The organism is Bacillus sp. FSL W8-0519, assembly GCF_038005585.1.
GTDB lineage: Bacteria > Bacillota > Bacilli > Bacillales > Bacillaceae_G > Bacillus_A > Bacillus_A paranthracis.
On record NZ_JBBOTL010000001.1, the window covers coordinates 881424 to 903388 of the forward strand.

At 35.2% G+C, this 21965-nt stretch carries 24 protein-coding genes and 1 pseudogene; 14 read left to right on the forward strand and 11 right to left on the reverse strand.

Features of this window, described 5'->3' with window-relative positions; translation table 11 throughout:
* Positions 1 to 18: 18 nt before the first annotated feature.
* Positions 19 to 930 (reverse strand): DMT family transporter, encoded by a 912-nt coding sequence (locus NST14_RS04655; protein WP_001146278.1) that lies wholly within the window; start codon positions 928 to 930, stop codon positions 19 to 21.
* Positions 931 to 1135: 205 nt separating this feature from the next.
* On the opposite strand from NST14_RS04655, the gene NST14_RS04660 reads away from it, so the two are divergent.
* The 6 genes from NST14_RS04660 (at position 1136) to NST14_RS04685 (ending at position 5379) form a co-directional block, all read left to right on the forward strand.
* Positions 1136 to 1630 carry an Lrp/AsnC family transcriptional regulator gene (locus NST14_RS04660; RefSeq protein ID WP_000446092.1) on the forward strand — a complete coding sequence of 165 codons (495 nt, stop codon included), beginning with the start codon at positions 1136 to 1138 and terminating at the stop codon, positions 1628 to 1630.
* Positions 1631 to 1758: 128 nt separating this feature from the next.
* On the forward strand, positions 1759 to 2214 hold the full coding sequence (locus tag NST14_RS04665) for an N-acetyltransferase (RefSeq protein WP_229143222.1): 456 nt from the start codon (positions 1759 to 1761) through the stop codon (positions 2212 to 2214).
* 357 nt (positions 2215 to 2571) lie between these two features.
* Positions 2572 to 2916 carry a DMT family transporter gene (locus NST14_RS04670; RefSeq protein WP_000790625.1) on the forward strand — a complete coding sequence of 115 codons (345 nt, stop codon included), beginning with the start codon at positions 2572 to 2574 and terminating at the stop codon, positions 2914 to 2916.
* Positions 2917 to 2918: 2 nt separating this feature from the next.
* Positions 2919 to 3233 (forward strand): DMT family transporter, encoded by a 315-nt coding sequence (locus NST14_RS04675; protein WP_000539674.1) that lies wholly within the window; start codon positions 2919 to 2921, stop codon positions 3231 to 3233.
* 152 nt (positions 3234 to 3385) lie between these two features.
* The gene (locus NST14_RS04680) at positions 3386 to 3964 is read left to right on the forward strand and encodes a TetR family transcriptional regulator (RefSeq protein WP_002163739.1); all 579 of its coding nucleotides are present in this window, start codon (positions 3386 to 3388) and stop codon (positions 3962 to 3964) included.
* Between the two features lie 212 nt (positions 3965 to 4176).
* The gene (locus tag NST14_RS04685; RefSeq protein ID WP_000742937.1) at positions 4177 to 5379 is read left to right on the forward strand and encodes an MFS transporter; all 1203 of its coding nucleotides are present in this window, start codon (positions 4177 to 4179) and stop codon (positions 5377 to 5379) included.
* Between the two features lie 33 nt (positions 5380 to 5412).
* On the opposite strand, the pseudogene NST14_RS04690 reads toward NST14_RS04685, so the two are convergent.
* A pseudogene (locus tag NST14_RS04690) lies at positions 5413 to 5750 on the reverse strand (winged helix-turn-helix transcriptional regulator).
* 151 nt (positions 5751 to 5901) lie between these two features.
* On the reverse strand, positions 5902 to 6405 hold the full coding sequence (locus NST14_RS04695; protein ID WP_000420689.1) for a MarR family winged helix-turn-helix transcriptional regulator: 504 nt from the start codon (positions 6403 to 6405) through the stop codon (positions 5902 to 5904).
* 160 nt (positions 6406 to 6565) lie between these two features.
* Here NST14_RS04695 and NST14_RS04700 point away from each other — a divergent pair, with 160 nt between their 5' ends.
* Both NST14_RS04700 and NST14_RS04705 read left to right on the forward strand, forming a co-directional pair.
* A complete protein-coding gene (locus tag NST14_RS04700; protein ID WP_000680551.1) occupies positions 6566 to 7675 on the forward strand; it encodes an FAD-dependent oxidoreductase in 1110 nt (369 codons plus the stop codon).
* A gap of 52 nt (positions 7676 to 7727) precedes the next feature.
* A complete protein-coding gene (locus NST14_RS04705) occupies positions 7728 to 9170 on the forward strand; it encodes a DHA2 family efflux MFS transporter permease subunit (protein WP_000528112.1) in 1443 nt (480 codons plus the stop codon).
* A gap of 128 nt (positions 9171 to 9298) precedes the next feature.
* On the opposite strand, the gene NST14_RS04710 is transcribed toward NST14_RS04705, so the two are convergent.
* From NST14_RS04710 to NST14_RS04720, 3 genes are all read right to left on the reverse strand, one after another.
* Positions 9299 to 10252: an alpha/beta hydrolase gene (locus NST14_RS04710; RefSeq protein ID WP_000797638.1), complete on the reverse strand. Its 954-nt coding sequence runs from the start codon at positions 10250 to 10252 to the stop codon at positions 9299 to 9301.
* 43 nt (positions 10253 to 10295) lie between these two features.
* On the reverse strand, positions 10296 to 11237 hold the full coding sequence (locus NST14_RS04715) for an alpha/beta hydrolase (RefSeq protein ID WP_000797646.1): 942 nt from the start codon (positions 11235 to 11237) through the stop codon (positions 10296 to 10298).
* Positions 11238 to 11722: 485 nt separating this feature from the next.
* Positions 11723 to 12307 (reverse strand): TetR/AcrR family transcriptional regulator, encoded by a 585-nt coding sequence (locus NST14_RS04720; RefSeq protein WP_016125526.1) that lies wholly within the window; start codon positions 12305 to 12307, stop codon positions 11723 to 11725.
* A gap of 157 nt (positions 12308 to 12464) precedes the next feature.
* Here NST14_RS04720 and NST14_RS04725 point away from each other — a divergent pair, with 157 nt between their 5' ends.
* The 3 genes from NST14_RS04725 to NST14_RS04735 all read left to right on the forward strand — a co-directional run bounded on the left by NST14_RS04725 (position 12465) and on the right by NST14_RS04735 (position 15662).
* Complete coding sequence (locus NST14_RS04725; protein ID WP_000856908.1) at positions 12465 to 13691, forward strand: cytochrome P450; 1227 nt, start codon at positions 12465 to 12467, stop codon at positions 13689 to 13691.
* 188 nt (positions 13692 to 13879) lie between these two features.
* Positions 13880 to 14434 (forward strand): TetR/AcrR family transcriptional regulator, encoded by a 555-nt coding sequence (locus NST14_RS04730; protein ID WP_000064552.1) that lies wholly within the window; start codon positions 13880 to 13882, stop codon positions 14432 to 14434.
* Between the two features lie 205 nt (positions 14435 to 14639).
* Positions 14640 to 15662 (forward strand): 2,3-butanediol dehydrogenase, encoded by a 1023-nt coding sequence (locus tag NST14_RS04735; protein WP_229143224.1) that lies wholly within the window; start codon positions 14640 to 14642, stop codon positions 15660 to 15662.
* A gap of 313 nt (positions 15663 to 15975) precedes the next feature.
* On the opposite strand, the gene NST14_RS04740 is transcribed toward NST14_RS04735, so the two are convergent.
* Both NST14_RS04740 and NST14_RS04745 read right to left on the reverse strand, forming a co-directional pair.
* The gene (locus tag NST14_RS04740; protein ID WP_171900865.1) at positions 15976 to 16113 is read right to left on the reverse strand and encodes a hypothetical protein; all 138 of its coding nucleotides are present in this window, start codon (positions 16111 to 16113) and stop codon (positions 15976 to 15978) included.
* Between the two features lie 56 nt (positions 16114 to 16169).
* Positions 16170 to 16508, reverse strand: a complete 339-nt coding sequence (locus NST14_RS04745; RefSeq protein WP_001059468.1) for a winged helix-turn-helix transcriptional regulator — start codon at positions 16506 to 16508, stop codon at positions 16170 to 16172.
* A 168-nt stretch (positions 16509 to 16676) separates the two neighbouring features.
* Here NST14_RS04745 and NST14_RS04750 point away from each other — a divergent pair, with 168 nt between their 5' ends.
* Together NST14_RS04750 and NST14_RS04755 are read left to right on the forward strand one after the other, a co-directional pair.
* Positions 16677 to 17216 carry an ester cyclase gene (locus NST14_RS04750; protein WP_000538345.1) on the forward strand — a complete coding sequence of 180 codons (540 nt, stop codon included), beginning with the start codon at positions 16677 to 16679 and terminating at the stop codon, positions 17214 to 17216.
* Positions 17217 to 17235: 19 nt separating this feature from the next.
* Positions 17236 to 17784 carry an NAD(P)H-dependent oxidoreductase gene (locus NST14_RS04755; protein WP_000718019.1) on the forward strand — a complete coding sequence of 183 codons (549 nt, stop codon included), beginning with the start codon at positions 17236 to 17238 and terminating at the stop codon, positions 17782 to 17784.
* Between the two features lie 72 nt (positions 17785 to 17856).
* Here NST14_RS04755 and NST14_RS04760 read toward each other — a convergent pair whose 3' ends face one another.
* The gene (locus tag NST14_RS04760) at positions 17857 to 19617 is read right to left on the reverse strand and encodes an SgrR family transcriptional regulator (protein WP_163258183.1); all 1761 of its coding nucleotides are present in this window, start codon (positions 19615 to 19617) and stop codon (positions 17857 to 17859) included.
* Positions 19618 to 19701: 84 nt separating this feature from the next.
* Between NST14_RS04760 and NST14_RS04765 the strand changes: the two genes are divergently transcribed.
* Entirely contained in the window at positions 19702 to 20958 is a 1257-nt protein-coding gene (locus tag NST14_RS04765) for an MDR family MFS transporter (RefSeq protein ID WP_000508188.1), read from the forward strand.
* A gap of 44 nt (positions 20959 to 21002) precedes the next feature.
* Here the strand turns inward: NST14_RS04765 and NST14_RS04770 are convergent, their stop codons facing one another.
* Complete coding sequence (locus NST14_RS04770; protein WP_001063858.1) at positions 21003 to 21206, reverse strand: hypothetical protein; 204 nt, start codon at positions 21204 to 21206, stop codon at positions 21003 to 21005.
* A gap of 239 nt (positions 21207 to 21445) precedes the next feature.
* Positions 21446 to 21961: a type 1 glutamine amidotransferase domain-containing protein gene (locus tag NST14_RS04775; protein ID WP_229143226.1), complete on the reverse strand. Its 516-nt coding sequence runs from the start codon at positions 21959 to 21961 to the stop codon at positions 21446 to 21448.
* Between the last annotated feature and the right edge of the window lie 4 nt (positions 21962 to 21965).

The window sequence follows — 21965 nt, forward strand, 5'->3', positions numbered from 1 at the left end:
GGTGGCGATGTTTTTGGATTAAGAATGTTTTCGCATTAAAGCTCTAGTTGGCTGAACAGCAACTGTTTTGAAATGGGAAAATAAATAACATCCTGTCACAACGATCATTGTCCCTAAAATTTGAATCCACGTTAATTCTTCTCCGAGGAAAAGGAATGCTAAAATAGCTGTGAAAATGGGATTGAAGTTTAGAAAAATGCCGGATGTAGTTGCTCCTAATTTTTGTACGCCAACATTCCAAAACACCATACAAAGAACTGTGGAAATGAGTCCAGTATATAAAAGTGATGTTATAAAAGAAGTGTTGATATTTGTAACAGTGAAGCTTCCTATGTTAAATGGTAGTAATAAAATAACGCCGAAAATACCAGAGTAAAGCGTCGCCATGAGTGGTGTCGTTGTTTTTGTTGCCCATTTACTACAAACAGAATACATTCCCCAAATACAAACAGCCGCAATCATCCATAAGTCACCACTATTAAAATGTAGTGAAAATAAAAGTGCAAAGTTACCTTTTAATAGGACAAGAATAACCCCAAAGAATGAAAGAATCATGGATAGAATTTGAAGTGTATTTACTTTTTCTTTTAGAAATAAGACAGAAAATAGTGCAATAGAAATCGCGTTTAATGTAGAAATAAGCCCTACATTTGTTGCGGATGTTTTTTCTAATGCTAAAAATTGAAAGATGTTAAAAAGAGCAACCCCTGAAATTCCCATCAATATTAACGGAAGTATCGCCGCGCGTGGTGGAATGATTTTTTTTTCTTTAAACCATACCATTGGTAATAAACAAACAATCGCAATCATCCATCTTAAACTTGTAAGTGTCATTGGAGATGCGTGATCAACAAGTGATTTTCCAACGACAAAGTTTCCTCCCCATAATAAGCTCGTTAGTAATAGTAAAAAGACATAAAAATAAGGCATATTAAAATCCCCTTTGTTGTAATCAATGTGAATTGTAAATAATTTTAGCATTTTTCTTTATTGTGTAATATATTCTTTTGTATAATGGATAAAAATCGATAAAATGTTTTGCTATGAATGATATTTAAAGAAGGATGTTCAGTTTTATATAAGTTATAAGGTGTTTTTTCGAATAATCATCGGTAAGAAAAAAGGGGGAATTATAATGGAGTCGTCTGTTATTAAAGTGTTGGATGATCTAGATGTCCAAATTTTAGATATATTGCAGAAGGAGTCACAAGTAAGTAATGCAGAGCTTGCACGACGTGTTAATTTATCACCAGCTGCAATGCATGCAAGAATAAAAAGATTAGATGGAGAAGGATTCATTGATAAGCAAGTAGCTATTTTAAATCAAGAGAAGCTTGGTTTTGACTTGTTATGCTTCATTTTTATGAGTACGAATATTCATCAATTTGACAAGTTGGAAGTGTTGGAAAAAGAATTAGAAGCGATGCCTGAAGTGTTAGAATGTCACTGCTTAACAGGAGAATATGATTATTTATTAAAGGTCGCAAATCGTGATCGTAAAGAATTAGAGCAGTTTATTAGAAAGCTGAATAAGCTTGGTATTACAAAGATACAGACGAGTTTAGCACTTCGTGAAATTAAATATTCGACGGTATTACCGATACGAAATGAGGAACCGAGCATCGATTAGATTGCTTGGTTTTTTGTTTGTATAAAGTGATTGACGAGAAGAAAAGAGAGATGTATTATTATATAAAATTATGTATTAAAATTCATTTCGAGTTATAAATATTAATATCGGGGGCAAGGGGATAGCATATGAAAATCTGTAATGCGGTTACGAGTGATGTGAAAGAAATTTATAGTCTTATTGAGATTTATGCAAAAGAGGGAGTGGTTTTACCGCGTTCTCTTTTGTCTCTCTATCAATATTTACAATGTTTATATGTTATGAAAGAAGAGGGAGAAATCGTCGGAGTTGCTGGTTTACATGTGTTAGGAGAGGATCTTGCAGAAGTACGATCTTTAGTCGTTTCGCATACATATGCAGGAAAAGGGATCGGACGTATGTTAGTAAACCATGTAATAAATGAGGCGGCGAAAATAAAAGTGAGTAGAGTTATTTCTTTAACATATGAAACGGAATTTTTTCAAAAGTGCGGGTTTGATTTTGTGAATAGAGATGCACTGCCAGAGAAAGTATGGATTGATTGTAGGCATTGTCCAAAGGTAGATTATTGTGATGAAGTAGCGATGATTCGGTATGTTGGATGAAGCAAAAGAAATAAGAGCAGCTAGCAAAAGCTAACTGCTCTATTTAAGGGATCTCTCCAAGGGGGAGTGGAGAAAATATTATGTTACTAGCAGTATTGACAGATTATTAGGAAATATACAAATCGGATGAAAGAAATTTTAAATAAACTTTCGGCATTGACAGTTTTTAAAATATTCATGTACAATATATATGAATGACATTCAGTCATTTCTTCTTTGGAAGGATGTAGTTAGTTTGAAAACGGAATAAATATAAAAGGTAAATGAGGATGATAGTTGTTTATATATAGTAGGGATGAAAGAGCATATTTTTTTAAAATAAAAATGACTGATAGTCAGTCATAAGAGGTGAGAGGTATGAAAAATAAAGCTTGGTTATATGTCATATTAACATGTATCTTTGAAATTTTTTGGGTGTTTGGTTTTAATACAGCGAATACTTGGTGGCATTGGATTATTATTTTAGGAGTTATCGCTGTTGATTTTCACTTCCTTTCTAAAGCGTGTGAACATCTTGCAACAGGGACTGTATATGCTGTTTTCGCCGGAGCTGGTACGGTAGGTACTTTCTTAATGGATGTATTCCTTTTCGGCGGGAGTTTCAGTGTAGGAAAATTATTCTTTATCGTGATGGTTGTAGCTGGCGTTATCGGTTTAAAGCTAGCTGATAATAAAGAAGATACTATGGAAGGAGCTGCTTAAAGATGGGTTGGTTTTTCGTATTTTGTGCTGCAATTAGTGAAATAGTCGGTGTAATCGGTCTTAAAATGTATAGTAAAGATAAAACATTAGCAAATGGGGCTCTTTATATAGGCGGGTTTGCTACATCCTTTGCATTCTTGTATACATCTTTCTTATTTTTACAAGTAAGTGTCGCGTATGCGGTTTGGATTGGTATTGGAACAGCAGGTGCCGTTTTATTAAACATGTTCCTGTTTGGTGAGTCGAAAAGTAAAGCACGTATCATTAGTGTAGCTCTTATTGTATGCGGCGTGACAGGGTTAAAGGCTCTTTCTTAAAGGTATTTGGCATTTTTATCTCCTAATTTTTTGTTAGGAGATTTTATTATGAAAAAAATGATTTCCTCGCAAAGTTCACTATCATTGACAGTACAATCGATTATCTTATAAAATGAGTGACAGTCATTCAATACGCGTGTGAAAGGGTTTAGATGATGAATAAAAAAGAGAAAATTGTCTATGCAGCGATTGAAGTATTTCAGGAAAAGGGCGTTGAAAAAACGAAGATTTCTGATATCGTGAAATTAGCTGGCATTGCACAAGGAACTTTCTATTTATATTTTCCTTCTAAGTTATCTGTTATGCCTGCAATAGCAGAAGTGATGGTTGAAAAGATGATACTTGCAGTAAAAGAAAAAGTGCAAAACGATGCGCCTTTCTCAAGTAAAGTAACGCAAGTAATAGATGCGGTGTTTCACTTCATAGAGGAATATCGTGAAATACAAGCTTTAATGTATGCGGGTCTTGCATCTACAGAACATATAAAAGAATGGGAAGCTGTGTATGAGCCTCTTTATATGTGGCTAAGTGAATTTTTAAATGAGGCGAAAGAAGCGGGTGAAATTCGTGATTCGGTTCACGCAGAGCGAACAGCGAAGTTATTTATCGCTCTAGTTGAATCAGCAGCGGAGCAAGTGTATTTATATGATCATAAAGATGATGAGCAAGTCGAGTTACAAAAGGCAGAAGTACTAGATTTTTTAACACATGCATTACATATAAAGAAATAGTGAGATGAACCTGTCTGAGAAGGTAGGTTCATTTTTGAGGAAAACTGAATGATAGTCATTCACCTAATGCGTATGTATGTGTGGAAGGATACAGCGAAATTCTAACGAGTAGGGGCATCTCTACTCATGATTAGCCTACAAATAGCAGGATAAAGAAAAAGCTTCTTGGGCATTATTTTTTTGAGGGGAGCTTACGGGAAGAGGTGTTGAAAGTGAAGAAACCGATAAAAGAACAAAAGATGGTATTGGTCATTCTTTTGAGTAATATATTTATCGCTTTTTTAGGGATTGGATTAATCATTCCGGTTATGCCGTCCTTTATGAATGATATGGGTTTAACAGGTAAGACGATGGGATATCTCGTTGCAGTGTTTGCAATGGCTCAGCTTATTGCTTCACCTATTACAGGCCGGTGGGTCGACCTTTATGGTAGGAAGAAAATGATAATCATTGGATTATTTATTTTTGGTGTTTCAGAGCTTCTTTTTGGATTAGGAACAGATGTATGGATGCTCTATGCAGCGAGGGTGTTAGGCGGAATTAGTGCTGCGTTTATTATGCCTGGTGTTACGGCATATGTTGCGGATATTACATCTATACAGGAACGTCCAAAGGCGATGGGATATTTATCTGCTGCTATTAGTACCGGCTTTATTATAGGACCTGGAATCGGCGGATTTATTGCAGAATACGGTATACGTGTACCGTTTTTCGTTGCAGCTGCAATTGCTTTTATAGCATGTGTCATTTCGATCTTTATTTTAAAAGAACCGTTAACGAAAGAAGAGCTTGCAGAGATTTCTTCTAATACGAAAGAATCAAGCTTTATTGGTGATTTAAAGAAATCATTACATCCAATGTATGCAATTGCATTTATCATCGTATTTGTACTTGCGTTCGGTTTATCGGCGTATGAAACGGTGTTCAGTCTGTTTTCTGATCATAAGTTTGGGTTCACACCGAAAGATATTGCGGCAATTATTACAATTAGTTCAATCTTTGGGGTAGTTGTGCAAGTATTTATGTTTGGTAAATTGGTTGATATATTCGGTGAAAAAGTGTTAATTCAAATCTGTTTAATTGTAGGTGCAGTATTAGCGTTCGTTTCAACTGTAGTCTTTAATTATTGGATTGTACTTCTCGTTACGTGCTTCATTTTCCTTGCATTTGATTTGCTTCGCCCAGCTTTAACGACGTTTTTATCAAAAGCAGCTGGAAAAGAGCAAGGATTCGTTGCTGGTATGAACTCGACTTATACGAGTTTAGGAAATATAGCAGGACCAGCGATGGGCGGAATATTATTTGATATGAATATTCATTATCCATATGCATTTTCAGGAGTTGTTTTAATAGTGGGTCTCGCTATTACATTTATGTGGAGAGAAAAACAGTTAGCTGAAAGTTTTGCGAAGTAATCAAACCCCTTACAACGGTAAGGGGTTTTTGTTTTATAAACTTAATCTAAATCGTTTTAATTCAATAAAAATCCTCTCTAATTGCTTTCCTTTATCCGTTAATGTGTACTCTACACGAGGCGGAACTTCTGGATATACTTTTCTCGTTATAATGTCTTGAGCTTCTAATTCTTTTAGTTGAAGCAATAATGTTTTCGGACTAATGCCGTCCATTGATTTTGTAAATCACTAAAGCGTAATGTTCCTTCGATAAGAAGGTCGCGAATGATTAAAAACGTCCATTTTGTACGAATTACATCAAGCGTTTTAGCGATGGGACAAGGTATGCCAGGTAAACCTTTCGTTAATTCAACTGGATCTATATTGTTCATGGAACTAGCCTCACCGCCATCAACCTAAGAAATGCAAATACCCTCAAAACGAAAAATGAATATTTTATTACAAGTTAGTACAAAATTTCGTTCTGGGGGTACTATAAAATTTTAGCTGAATAACGATGTGGTGGGACCAAAAAAATGCGTTTTAGTCTTTAAACACGCTCAGTTTTTCAAATAGATCTCCCAGGATATTGATAAACATTTCTTTTTCCTCATCGCTGTAGTTTTCCATTACCGCAGAGATTTTACTGAAATGACCGGGTAGAAATTGTTTCAGTTGTTCTTTTCCCTCTTTTGTCAGTTCAATGCTGATTTTTCGTTTATCCTTATTTTGATGCGTGCGGCTGACAAAACCGTCCCTCACCAGCCCGTCCAGCAAACCTGTAATCGTTGCTTTCGTAACGTTTGATTGCTTTGCAAGTTCTGTCGGACTTAACGAGTGGTCTTTTGCGTCGAAGAGTAGCATCAGGATTTTGAATTTTCCTTCAGACAGCCCTCTGCCTGCAAAGTAACGCTCCATCACATGATTCATTTTTTTTGATATATCAAATAGAGATAAAAACAATTCAAGAGAACTGGCATCTATATTGGAATACGTCTCGGTGTGTTCTGTTAAATATTTATATTTAGGTAAATGTTTTAATTCCATTAAAATAAGCTCCCGTTCGTTAGTTATGACACGATTATAAAGGAGTTAATATCATAATACAACCTGACTTAAAGATGATTGACAATTTTTCTGAGGATGTAGTAAAGTAATGTAGTTAGGCGCCTAACTATTTTCGAAAGAACTAAAAGGGGTTATTTATATGAAACATATTTTGATAGCTGGTGGGGGAATTGGCGGATTGTCAGCGTCTATTTCCCTTAGTAAAGTAGGATTTTCTGTTACCTTGTGCGAAGCGGCTTTAGAAAATCGCAAAACCGGTGCGGGGATTCTTATGCCGCAAAACGCACTGGCTGTCTTGAAAGAATTGGACGTATTCGAAGAGTGTTGTGAACATGGCTTTCAAACAAAATGGCTGAAAACATTTGATGCACAGGGGAATCTGCAGTTTCAAGTCAGTGAATCCTTTTTAGACGACACACTTCCAGGGCGCAATAATATCCCGCGAAAAACATTAAGTGATATTCTCATCAAGCATGCTGATGCAGCGGGTGTAGATATCAAGTGGGGGAAAAAGGTTGTTGCTTATGAAGAAAGGGCTGAATCGGTCTCTGCCATATTTGACGACGGAGAAAAGATAAAGGCTGATATTTTAGTAGGTTTTGACGGCATTCATTCAACTGTAAGGAATATGATGCTGCAAAAGGAAATAGAAAAAGAGCATCTCGGTATGGGAGCGTGGCGATTTTATTTCGAGCTTCCTGATTACAAATTTGAGGATTCGTCATTGATGTATATAAGCGGAGAAACGCAAATCGGCGTCGTACCATTAGCTGAACGCGCCGGCTATGTCTTTGTGCTCCAGCCTTGCGCCAGCGATTACTGGGATGAGGAAGATACCCGGTTTAATAGAGTCAAAGAGATTCTCTTAGGCTTTCCGGGACTTGATTTTATTACAAAGCATATGTCAAAAGATTACCCTGTTATTTTTAACAAATTGGAACAAGTCGCAGTGCAAGAGCCATGGTACAAAGGCCGCGTCGTCATTGGAGGAGACGCCGCCCACGTCGGAGCTCCGACTCTTGCGCAAGGAGGAGCCATGGCTATTGAGGATGCAATCGTTCTCGCCGAAGAGCTCAAAAACAATAATGACATTGAAGCAGCCTTTCAGGCATACTTCGAAAGAAGAGCACCAAGAGCGCTCAAAGTCCAGAATCTATCCTCAGAAATCGTTCGCCGTAGGCTGAAAGGCCAGACGGGAATAGAAGAGCTGATTTGGGAGTGCCACGAGGTGTTAAGGAAAGGTTATTAAAATCGAAAATTCAAATAAAAGAATTAGGTAAGAGAGAGGAAGACAATTTAATATGGGGAATCAACAAACAACAGCAGAGAACTCTAACATCAGAGCTCTCCCGATTATTACGTCATTTCTTATTGCTGGATTTATCGGCTTGTTTAGTGAAACAGCCTTAAATATGGCGTTAAAAGATTTAATTACAGGTTTTGATATTCTAGAGACAACAGCACAGTGGCTGACAACCGGCTACTTATTAACATTAGGAATTCTTGTGCCAATTTCAGGTTTAATTCTTCAATGGTTTACAACAAGACAGCTTTTTATCGCATCTCTTGTATTCTCCATTATCGGAACATTAATTGGAGCTATTGCACCAACATTTAGCGTATTAATGATTGCCCGCATTGTACAAGCAGTAGGAACAGCTTTACTTTTACCACTTATGTTTAACACCATTCTTGTTATTATTCCACCACATAAGCGTGGAAGAGCTATGGGAATTATCGGGCTTGTCATTATGTTTGCTCCAGCTGTTGGACCAACCGTCTCAGGGTTGATTCTAAAAACGTTAACGTGGCACTGGATTTTTTGGATTTCACTCCCATTATTAATTATCGCATTAGTATTTGGTACATTCTTCATGCAAAACGTAACAAAACTAACAAAGCCAAGAATCGATATTTTCTCAATCATTCTTTCAACAATTGGTTTTGGCGGTATCGTATTTGGTTTCAGTAGCGCTGGAGAAAGTGGAGGCTGGGGAAGCTCACACGTTATTCTTTCTCTTGTTATTGGAGTCGTTGGATTAATTGCATTTTCCCTTCGTCAAATGAAGATGGATGAGCCAATGTTAGACCTTAAGGCTTTTAAATATCCAATGTTCGTTATTGGACTTCTCTTAATTTTAGTATGCATGATGGTGCTGCTTTGTACGATGATGATTTTACCATTATACTTACAAACATCATTAGCGTTATCAACGTTTGCAGCGGGTCTTATGCTTCTACCGGGAGGAATTATTAATGGAATTCTTTCGCCTGTTATGGGGGGATTATTTGACCGTTTTGGTCCTAAATGGCTAGTTATTCCTGGACTTGTCATTGTAGCATGTGCACTGTATGGTTTCTCAACTTTAACATTGGAAACATCTACAGGATTTATTGTTGCACTACACATTGCACTTATGGTTGGAATTTCAATGATTATGATGCCAGCTCAAACAAACGGATTAAATCAGCTGCCACCTGAACTATACCCGCATGGAACAGCGATTATGAACACCTTACAACAAGTTGCTGGTGCTATTGGAACAGCTGTTGGAATTTCAATTCTTTCCTCAGGTTCAAGAAGCTTCCTTCAGACAGTATCTGATAAAGAAAATCCATTAAACCAAGTTCTGGCCTTTACAAACGGTGTTCAAAATACCTTTATCTTTGCTATCATTGTAGTAATTGTTGGATTAATAATCTCGTTCTTTATTAAAAGAGTCAATGTTGAACAGCGAGCATAATAATAAAAAAGTACTGGCATTGCCAGTACTTTTTTATCTCTATAAGACTTAGTGACAGAGGAGCTGCTCTCTTCATAGACTCTTTCTCTTATTTTTTACTATATGCTATATAAAATCCTCATATATATTTAAACTTCTGTTTTTTGTAATGCTCGCTTTAATGCACCGATATATTCTTCCTCAGCTCTTTGGCTAATTTCAGCATTGGGCACTATTAATTCGAATCCATGGTAGCCACCAGGATAAACATGAAATTCTGTTGGTACTCCAGCTTGCATTAATCTATTCGCATATTCAATTGTCTCGTCTCGGAATAAGTCTATTTCACCCACCATTGTATAAGTTGGTGGAAGTCCTGTAAGGTCAGTTGCACGAGCTGGAGCAGCGTATGGGGATACCTCTTCACCGTAAACTGAACCTAAATACATTTTCCACCCAGAGATATTAGTTTTTCTGTTCCATAATTTTGAATCCGTTATCTCAAAAGCAGAAGGTTTTATATTACGATCATCAATCATAGGGCATAGTGGCATTTGGAATATAATTGAAGGTCCCTTTCTATCCCTTGCTAAAAGGGCAAGGGCTGCTGTTAGTCCACCTCCCGCACTCATTCCGGCAATTGCAATTCGAGAAGAATCGACACCAAGATCTTCCGAATTATTAGAAACCCACTGTAAAGCTGCATAGCAGTCCTCAAGTGGTGCAGGGAATGGATTTTCCGGTGCTAATCGATAGTCAACCGAAACCACTATACAGTTGGCTTCCAATACGAACTTTTCACAAAGTTTGTCATCCATTTCGGGTGATCCCACTTGATATCCACCACCGTGTATCCAAAGGACCCCAGGTAAAGCTTTTGTTTTTTTAGTTGGCTCATAAATGCGAACTCTAACTTCAGGCGCTCTTTCAGGCCCAGGTATAAATCGATTAGATACAGTAACTTCATCATTCGATGATAGAACTGTTGCAGTAAAAGATTCTTTAGCCCATTTCCTATATTGTTGGAAATTTTCCGGACTATTATCTACTTCAGGTAATACAGAAAACATTTCTCTTAATTCTGGATGAACTCTATTCTTCATTAAAAATTCTCCTTTATTATGAAATTTTTTGTAGCTACCTTAGTTACTTTCTTGCGAAACCAGTTTTAACTGCTCGCACATAATCATTCCAAGCGTGAATAGATATATCAGTATCCGGATGCATCATTTCGAACCCATGATAAGCTCCAGGATATAAATGGAACTCGACATCAACACCAGCTTCTGCAAGTTTGGTTACATAGGTTAATGTTTCACTACGGAATGGGTCCAATTGACCAACGCATGTGTAGGTACGTGGTAAATTACGATAATCTTCTGCTCGAGCAGCGGCTGCATAAGCGGGAATATGATCCGTTCCATGTAATTCTCCTAAATACATTTTCCAGCCAGCTTCATTTGATTTTTGATTCCAAACAAACCCTTCTTTAATTTCATTGGCAGAAGGTGTGTTATTACGATCATCAATCATTGGATAAAGCGGCATTTGGAAACAAATAGAAGGATATTGGCGATCACGGGCTAATAATGTTAATGCAGCTGTTAGTCCGCCACCAGCGCTCACTCCTGCAACACCAATTCGATTCGAATCAATGTTCAATGTCTCCGCGTTATCAGCAATCCATTTTAATGCTGCATAACAATCTTCAATTGGAGCTGGATAAGGATGTTCAGGAGCTAAACGGTAATCTACAGAAACGACCATACAGTTAGCCTCTTTTGCAATTTTTACAGCAAGATCATCGTTATCATTTATAGATCCCAAGATATATCCGCCACCATGTATCCACAACAGAGCAGGTAAGGATTCATTATTTGATTTTGGACGATAAATTTTTAATCGTAATGGATTTGCATCAGGTCCCTCAATGACTTCATTTGTTACAGAAAGAGTTTCATCAACAATGGTAGGAGGGAAGACTTTTGATGCTTCTTCTCTCATTACTGGCAAACACTCTGGGCGTAAATCTTGATCTGGATACATTTCTAAGCCTGGTAATAATGCTGGGTTTACTCGGTTCTTCATTTTAAAAACTCCTTTTTATTTTTTATGAAAGGTGAAATATTATTTTTAGAAATATAATTGTAAGCTAGCTATGTATAGCAATTTATCATAGGCATTAGAGGAAAACGATAATCAAAAATGTTTATGTGTTTCAAAATGCGACATATATCTCAAAGTGGTTCATTTTTTAATGGATTTTTAACGATATAAAGTATACCCAGTGCTAAAACTAGCCTGTATGAAATATTCATTTTCTTGATTTTTCATATGTATTTTGACTGTTATTCTCCTTTTCCGAGGGGATAGGAAAAGGGAAATTAACTATCTTGAAATGGATTGATGTGGGATTTATAAGTTGTATTGTAAAAAAAGAAAAAGCATGCCCTTCTCGCAGTATAAAGAAGGGGCATGCTTTTTCTTTTATTCCAGCTGCGTAACACCTAGAAAAAATAAAACTGAATGAAATGTACAAAATGAAGCAACAAAGCGTAGGGCTTGATTAAAATTTAAGGCTTTAAAGATTTCAATGCTAAATTCATATAAGTATTCATTCTCTGTTCTAGTGAGTATTTTCCATCTAAAAGACACCAATCTAATATAAGTCCTCTAGCAATTGTAAAAAGATACGTTGTTATTTCTTCTACACTCATATCATTTGTTAATTCTTTTTCAAGTTGTCCTTTGTAAACAAAGCCATTTAGAGCTTCGTAAATGAGTGAAGGCTCATATATAAATGACCTTTTGTTGAAATCGTTAAGAAGATTTATATGTAACTCCAATTTAGTTGTATATTCAGCTATGCATTGGAAGAAAGTTAAAATAGTTGTTTGCATTGTTGCATGTTGATCGATATTTTCTAATTCAACATGTAGATTTTCTTCAATTTGTTGAAATAATTTTTTATAAATATCCTCTTTGGAAGTGAAATAATGATAAAAAGTTCCTACTGATACATTTGCTTTTTTACAAATATCTTCAATTGTTATATTTTCAAATTTCTTTTCTTTCATTAAATTTAAAAACACATGAAATATATTGTTCTGTGTTAGTAAAGCTTGTTGTTTTCTATTTGTCAGAGTTTTTTTGTGCAATGTCTATTCCCCCTTATTTATATATTAACGGATATTTTAAAACCGAAAAAGTAGTTTGAATATTTTGGTTCTTGTTGTATAATCCTCATTACACCGAATGACATTCGGTGAATATTATTCGGTGTAATGAAATTTTTTTGAGAGGAGATTGTTGTATATGAAAACACCTTATCAATCAGTTGTTATGATTCCTACAAATAAGTTGATGGGAAAAAAGGCTTTAGAAGATCCGTATAAACCATTTGCATGGTATAAAGAGATGCGAGAAAAGGAGCCTATTTGTTTTAATCATCAGGCAGACATGTGGAATGTTTTTTTGTACGAAGATGTAAAAACTGTCTTAGAGGATAAAGAGTACTTTTCTAGTATTATGCCTGAGAAGAAAAAGTCTCCATTTCCACAAAGTATTCTTGGGATGGATCCGCCAAAGCATACGCAAATTCGGTCTATTGTAAATCGGTCTTTCACTCCTAAAGCATTAAGGGAATGGGAACCTAGAATCCAGCAAATCACAAACGATATACTCAATCAATTATCTAATCGTGAAACTTTTGATATTGTTAGAGAGTTATTTTATCCGTTACCAGTTATAGTAATTGCTGAAATGTTAGGTGTTTCTGCTAAGGATATGGAAAGGTTTAAGAGATGGTCTGATATTATCGTAAGTTCACCGAGTCATGATGATTCGGATTATTTGGAGGAATTTTTTAATACACGTTTACAAGCAGAAAATGAATTAGGAGAGTTTTTTGAAGAAATTATACAATCCAATCGAGGGAAATCCAAAAAAGATTCAAATAACATTATTTCTTTATTAGTTCAAAGTGAAGCGGACAAAAATATTTCAGGAAAAGAAATAGTACCGTTTTGTAAACTACTTTTAGTAGCGGGAAATGAAACAACAACCAATTTACTTGGAAACGCTTTATATTGCTTCATAGAACATCCAAATGTTTATGATCAATTACAACAGGATGTATCTCTTGTTCCGAAAGCAATTGAAGAAGTATTGCGGTATCGTTCACCAGTTCAAAGAATTGTACGCAGAGTAAAAAAAGAGATTCAATTAAAAGGACAAACTTTACAAGTAGACCAAATCATTTCAGCTTGGGTTGGATCAGCTAACCGTGACTCGCATCAATTCAAAGATGCCGATAGTTTTAACATATATCGTAGACGTAATCCTCATCTTACATTTGGACATGGCATCCATTTTTGTTTAGGTGCTCCTCTAGCTAGATTAGAAGCGAAAATTGTATTAACGGAATTAATAAAAAGATATAAATCATTTTCATTTATTGACCAGGATCTTCCTGTTCCTATCTCAAATAGTAGTTCTATATATGGATTACATTCTTTCCCTGTAAAAAGTGAACTAAATTAAATATTTTGGCTCTGGTATATTCGCGCCAGAGCCAAATTTATATGATCCATCTCAGTTTCATAAAAGGATTATATTCGTGGGGAAATGCCAGATTATCATTAATTTAGGCATACTAAAAGGAGATAAGGATTAGGAAAACAATTACAAATTCATGCAGTACTTAGATTCAATATAGGAGGATACTAAAATTGAGTAATTTCACACGTTTACGCACACAAAACATAATAAAAGATGCGTTTATGGATTTATTAAAAGAAAAAACATTTTCATCCATCACAATCAATCATATTTGTGAAAAAGCAATGATTCATAGAAGCACATTTTATCGTCATTATGAGGATAAATATGAATTATTTAGCGATGTATCAAATTCCATCGCAATCAATCTTTTTGAACAAACAAAAGAAGGATTGGATTTAGAACATACATTGTTTGAGGAAATAATTGAATACATAGATGTTAATCGTGCATTGTTTTTTAATATTACTAGTAAAAATAATAGCCTTGAGTTATACGAAAAATTGATTCGATTTGGTGCAGAAAATTTATATGAAAACTCAATGGAATATAATGATCCGCTTTCGAAAAAAATCCAAAACTCAGATTATCCAATGGTACTGTGTGATTTTTACTGTAGTGGCTTTTTTGAGATTATAAAAAAATGGTTAAGCAATGAATATTCCTATACAAAAGAAGAGTTGATTCAGATTTCTAAGAACTTATTGATAAATGAACCAAATTAAAACAAATGTCTCAATTCGAGACGTATATTATTTTTTGCTCATCGTCTTCCTCAAAAACCTATGATAGATTATTGAACATAGCAAAGGAGGAATGAGTAAGGTTAAAGAGCAAAAAAATTACCGTTATGCTTTAAAAAACGAATTACGATCTAATATTAAATGAAAATTATATATAATATTCCAATTATTTGAGGGAGGATTTTTTATGAAAGCCGCAGTGTGGTATGGTGAAAAAGATATTCGTATCGAGGAAAGAGAAACAAAAGAGTTACAACCCAATGATGTAAAAGTTAAAGTGGCATGGGCTGGTATTTGTGGTTCTGATTTACATGCATACTTGCATCCAGATTCAGTACCAATGAATAAGAATATGGTAATCGGACATGAGTTTTCTGGTGAAATTGCAGAGGTTGGTGCTCATGTAACAAAATTTAAAGAAGGGGACAGAGTATGTATTTATCCAATGATGCTTAAAGATCCTTCAAATGCTGAAACTGAACGTTTTATCACTTTAGACGCAGTAGGTGCACAAATCGACGGAGGGTTTGCTGAATACGTGATACTTCCACAAAAAACGATTTTTAAAATTCCAGATAATTTATCACTAGAAGTAGCAGCAATGGTAGAACCAGCAGCTGTATCATTCCAATCAATTAAGGATTCAAATGTAGGAGAAGGAGATACTGTTGTTGTTTATGGCGCAGGCCCTATTGGGCTATTTGCTGTTTTAGGTGCAAAAGTTGCAGGTGCTTCTAATATTATTGTTGTTGATTTATTTGATAGTCGGCTTGCCAAAGCAACCGAAGTGGGTGCGACGCATGTCTTTAATGCTAAAGAAGTAAACCCTGTAGAAGAAATTCGTAAATTATTCCCAGATGGAGCAGATGTGACAATTGAAGCTGCAGGTGTTGAGTCAACATTTAATCAAGCCATTCAATCAACTAAAGTTCGTGGCACAATGATGGTTATCAGCTTCCATACTCAAGATATCCAATTTAATGCTCCTGCTTCCTTACTCTTTAGTGGCGTAAAATTATTGGGATCTGTGGGGTACAGTAATGAAACTTATAATGAGGTCATTCAATTACTCGCTAATGGAAGATTACCTGCACAATCCATTATTACAAGTAAAGTTGATATAGATAATATTGCTGAACAAGGTTTTGAAGCGTTAATTCATGATAAAGCGCAAGCAAAAATTTTAGTTAAATTAAGTGGCGCACATTAATCATATTTTAGATAAAATAACTTGAGAAGATTGAAAAAGAAATAATTAAAAATATAGAGAACTCTTAACTATTTACTCAAGAAATTCAATTCTTTTATCCTCTAATATTTTACGAGATCCTGCTAGAAATGTAGGGTTTGTGCAACGAACTAGTAAATAACAAGCCAAAGATTTAGTTGCTTTGCGTGTATACCCTCACAAGAAAAAATATAGATTTTATCTTGTGGGGGCATTATAAAATTTTTAAGTTGATGCACACATATGGAGACGTTTAATAGTGTGAAGATAAACTAATAAAATATAAATTTATACGCTACTTAGTGACAGAATAAAGGTGGACAAAGTTCCCCTCATATTCTAAATTCTTTTTGTATATATCTGCATAAGCAATCTTCAATTGCTCACGTAATTGTTTCTTCTCTTCTGCTAACTTCTTAATCTTACGTTTCAATGAGGCTATAATTACTTCTAATTATAGCCTGTTTAACGATGGTAAGGTTTTTGGGTTTATAAGCTTAATCCAAACCGTTTTAATTCAATAAATATCCCCTCTAATTGCTTTCCTTTATCCGTTAATGTGTACTCTACACGAGGTGGAACTTCTGGATATACTTTTCTCGTTATAATGCCTTGAGACTCTAATTCTTTTAGTCGAAGCGATAATGTTTTCGGGCTAATCCCGTCCATTGATTTTTGTAAATCACTAAAGCGTAATGTTCCTTCGATAAGAAGGTCGCGAATGATTAAAAACGTCCATTTCGTACGAATTACATCAAGCGTTTTAGCGATAGGACAAGGTATGCCAGGTAAACCTTTCGTTAATTCAACTGGATCTATATTGTTCATGGAACTAGCCTCCATAAAATTTTTTGAATGAATTTGCTTTATAGTATCACAAAACTATACTTTTGGTAACTATATGAAAAAAATATCACTACTTCCATAAAGGAAGTTAGTGTATATACAATAGCAATACGAAATATAAAGTTTTTTTATGAGGGGGAGGTGATTTTCATGGGGGTAAAAAAGTTGTTTGGATTTCTTAGTTTGTTTGTTATTTGTATTGTGCTTGTAGCATGTGGCGTGGAGGGAAAAACTGAAGTACAGTTATTAAAAGAAATGCCAAAGGCAAAAAAAATGACAATCGATCCTTCACTAAGTAAAATGGAAGCGACCGAAATGGTTCATGCAGCGCAGCGTTTTTATGCATTTTGGGATACAGGTAAAGAGGAGCTTCTTTCGCAGACTGTTACAAAAGATTTTTTCGATAATACGTTGCCAAAAGGGCGACCACAAGGTGTTGAAGGGTTAAAGTTTGCAGCACAAAATTTTCGTAAAGTCGTTCCTAATATACATTGCGAGATTGAAGATTTATTAGTCGTCGGTGATAAAGTAACAGCTCGTCTTTCTTTTACAGGAACGCATAACGGTAAAAATATTAGCTTTTCTGCAATAGATATTTTGCATGTGAAAGACGGAAAGATTACGGAAGACTGGCATTTAGAAGATAATCTTACGTTGAAACAGCAACTTGGGTTAATAAGCGAGGAATAGAGTAGGGGAGAGGAAAACGATGAAAAAAATATTTATTATAAATGGACATGAAAAATACGGTACAAAGGAAGGACGATTAAATAAAACGTTAGTGGATCATATGGTGGCGGTATTAAGCGAGAACCATCAAGTAAAAACAACAACGATTCAAGATGGATACAATATAAAGGAAGAACAAGATAAATTTTTATGGGCTGATGTTGTGATTTATCAAACACCGATTTATTGGTTTAGTGTTCCAGGATTATTTAAAACGTATATGGATGAAGTATATGAATACGGTTTGTTCTTTAAAGGTGCAGATGAATACGGAACAGGTGGTTTATTAACAGAGAAAGAGTATATGTTCTCTACAACTTGGAATGCACCTGAAAATTCATTTGGAGATAAGACGAAGTTCTTTGAAGGGGAAAGTCTAGAATCAACGCTTAGTCATTTACACCGCGTGCAGAAGTTTCTTGGGATGAGTCCGTTAAAGAGTTTTGCTTGTTATGATGTGGTGAAGAATCCGGATATTGAGCAATATTTATTGAACTTGAAGGATCACTTAGATGAAGTAATTAAATAATAGTTTGTATTTGTATGTGAAGAAGGTACTACTAAGGATGTAGTACCTTCTCCTTTTATAATGAATTACATTTTAAGACATGGATGGCTGTATCCATAACTTCGCAAAATTTGCCCAACCGAATGAATCAATTGTTACGTTTTTTAAAGAAGAAGGGTATGTCTTTCTTTTTAAAACGTGATAGTTAAATAAAATGATGTGTTCTGTTTGTAAAAATTCTTCGATCTCATACATGAGCTCGTAGCGCTTTTCTTTATTTTCTTCTAATAAAAATGTATCAAGTAAACAGTTAATTTGTTTTTCATAGTGCGGGTCCATGAACCGGTTTACGAAGCAACTTTTATTTTTAAATACATTTAAGAATGCAAGTTCATGATCGGCAGCAAACACTTCTCCCATGAAAATAATATCGGCATGTTGATCGATAGAACGGTTCATATAATCTAAAACGAGAAATGGGTGAAGCTCTACTTGTATACCTAAACTTTCACATCGTTCTTTTAAGAAATATGCATCATTTGCACTATCTTTAAATGCGAAGAAGTAAATATGTATCGTCTCTCCATTATAGGTGCTCTTTTTTAAATACTCTTTCGCTTTTTCTAAAGAGTAAGACCTTTTAGAAGCTTGGCGACTTCTTTCAGGGAAAAAGCTTGATGCAGCAATTGTTCGTCTACCCTCTATGCTACGAAGTATCGTTTCAACATCATATAGTTCTCTCCAAGCCTTTCGAAAGTAAATGTCGTGATGAGGACCAGGTTTTGTAAAGTTGAAGCCAGCATAAATACAACCTATTTCTTCTATTTGTATATTATGCCTTTCATTTTCTTCTTCATTTGGTAGTTCATAATCAGCATCGATTTGTACATGATCAGGAATACCCCAAAATTCAATACGGTCTAATAAAGCGCGCTCTTTAAAATAATGAGTGAACGCTTCGAGCACGATATTGTCTTCAGAGTAATGAGCAAGTTTGAAAGGTCCAGTACCTATATAATGGTGATTTTGAATAACTGCATCACACGGTAAAATTGCTAGTTGTATGGAACTTACATAGTGTAAGAAAAATAAATTTTGTTTTGCTAAATGAAATCGAATTTGCAGTGGTGATGGCGTTTCAATTTGAACAATTTCTGCTGTTAACCATTCGAAAGGAGAGTGAACTTCTTTTAGTCTTTCAAATGAAAATCGTACATCTTTAGAAGTTAAAACTGTTTCGTTATGAAAATATACATCCTTTCGTAAATAAAAAGTCCACGTAAGCCCGTCTTCGCTTAATTCCCACGTATGCGCAATGTGTGGTTCCATTTTTTCCGTAACATCGTTATAAACGACTAACGTATCAAAAATTTGACTTGTAAGATGGCTTTCTGTAGTTACAGCCACAAAAGCCGGATCTAATGGGACTATCTTTCTCGATATAGGAATTTTTAGTATGTCGTACATATCATTTGAAGGTTCGTATCCAAAATGATGATGTAGTTTATTTTCTATCTTTTTTTGAAGTGCAAGGGGTAGGGGTTCTTTTAAAAGAAGAAAGATATCTTTTAATTTTTCTTGCGCTAACAGTTCATCTGTATAGGACTCAATCGCTTCTACGAAATTATGTATAAATAGAATTTCCGTTTTATTCCCGCGACCTCGCCCTGGAGTCCAGCTAATTAATTGCTCCTCGCTCATTTTCTTTAATAAAATCTTTACGTTTTTCGTACTGCAATATAAAACATCCGCTAATTCTTGTAAGCTATTTCGCATATGCTGTTGATCTTGTGCATGTAGTCTTAGTCTAATGTAATAGTCCATAATTTTCATATATACACTTCCTTCTATCATAAAAGGGGAAACTCTTTAGAATATTCTAACCTTTTTCTTCCTTTTTTTCAAAGTAAAATAAGTAAGCATAAGGAGGGGGAAACAATGGGATTTTGGAGTATGCATCGAAATATAAAAATTAGAATTATAACTTCGTTTTTAACACGTACTGTATCCACGATGATTTTTCCATTTATGGCGATTTATTTTTCAATAAAGTTAGGTAGTGCGATTGCTGGTGCGTTACTACTTATTAATGTCATAGCTTCATTAGTAATTGGTTTGTACGGTGGGTATGTTGGAGATCGGCTTGGTCGTAAAAAGGTTATGATTATCGGTCAAAGTATACAAGTCATTTCCATTGCTTGTATGGGGATTGCAAATTCCGATTATGTAGATTCACCTTGGTTAACATTTATCTTTATGCTAGTGAATAGTTTAGGATCTGGACTTATGAATCCTGCGACAGAGGCGATGTTAATTGATGTGAGTACACCTGAGAATCGAAAAGTGATGTACAGCATTAACTACTGGGCAATTAATTTATCCATTGCGATTGGAGCGATATTTGGCGGATTACTATTTGAGAACTATAGATTGCAATTGTTTATCGGATTAACAGTGATTGCGGTTATTACTTTATATGTGATGGCTGTATATATGGAAGAAGTGTATGTAGCACGGAAAACGGTGGAGAAGAAAAATGTATTAAAAGATATGGCGGATAGTTATAAAGTCGTAATGAAAGATAGAGCGTTTTTAATTTTTTGTGCAGCAAGTATATGTACATTATCGTTAGAGTTTCAAATTAATAATTATTTAGGAGTACGTTTGCAGAAGGAATTTGAAACGGTGCACTTTTTATTCGGGAATGGTGTTACGTTTGATTTAACAGGTATTCGCATGCTGAGCTGGATTTCTGCAGAGAATACAATTTTAGTTGTATTATGTTCAGCACTTCTTATTAAAATGCTGAAAAGCTTCAACGATTTGAAAATTTTATATGTAGGCTTATTCATTTATACGATTGGTTTTACAATACTCGGAACGAGCAATAGTTTATGGATTTTATTAATTGCAGGGCTTTTCCAAACGGTAGGCGAGATGATGTATGTGCCAGTACGTCAATCTATTATGGCAGATATGGTGCCAAATGAGGCGAGAGGTTCATATATGGCGATTAACGGAATGGTCTTTCAAGTGGCAAAAATGAACGGGGCATTGGGTGTTATGCTAGGTTCATTTATCGCATCTTGGGGCATGAGTGCTCTGTACTTTATCGTTGGTATGAGCAGTATTTTATTATTTATGAAGGCGATTGGGAGAGAGAAGTATGAGGGGGAGGTTTCTCAGATTGGATAAAACGATATGAAAAGCGATGCTAGAAATCGCTTTTCATATGGCTTTTAAAACGGATCAACTTCAGCTAAATTTGGAGTGGTGCTCGGTTGTAGTAAAAGATTTTTTAACGTTCCTACTTCAGAAAGAGTGACTAATATGTAGCCACTAATCAGTACAATAAGTCCGATGACGCGTAACGTTTGTAAGCTCACTTCATTATTATTCGTTTCCGCTGGATTTGGGGGCGTTGAAGGTGGATTGTTATTCATAAATAAGGCTCCCATCTTTTGTATTTATATATGTGTAAAATCATTATTTAACTTATGGATAGGAATTGTATAGTCATTTTCACTATATGAGAACTGCTTATGAAAAGTGATTAGAAGTTCCAGGGAGAGAAAAGAGGGTGTATGAAAAGATCATTAAAATAAGGTTCTTTTTTGTTTTTCATACAAATAAAAAGATTAATCAAAGTAGCTAAATAGCTACTTTGATTAATCTTTAATAACTATTCCAATATACGCAACGATTTTTCAATAAACGCCGGGATGTCCTCAGGTTGTCTACTTGTTACTAGCTGATTTTGGCATACGACTACTTCTTTATCGTGAAAGTTTCCGCCGGCGTTTTTTAAATCGACTTCAATAGATTTATATCCAGTCACATCGCGTCCTTCAAGTGTTTGTGCAGTGATGAGTAATTGGGGTCCGTGACAAATAGCAAAAACAGGTTTTTCCGCATCCATAAATGCTTTACTAAAGTGAACGAAACGCTCATCCGCACGAAGTATATCTGGAGAAAATCCACCCGGTATGAAGAGTGCATCAAAGTTCTCTGGAGAAACATCATCGATACCTTTATCAATTACAAATTCACTTTTTCCTTGTTTACCGTGTACTGTTTTACCTTTTTCTGTTTCAATAGTTGTTAATTCATATCCCTTTTGTTTAAAAGCTTCTGTTGGCTCTGTGTATTCTGTGTCCTCGAAATAATCCGTTATTAAAATAGCAATTTTTTTACTCATTTTA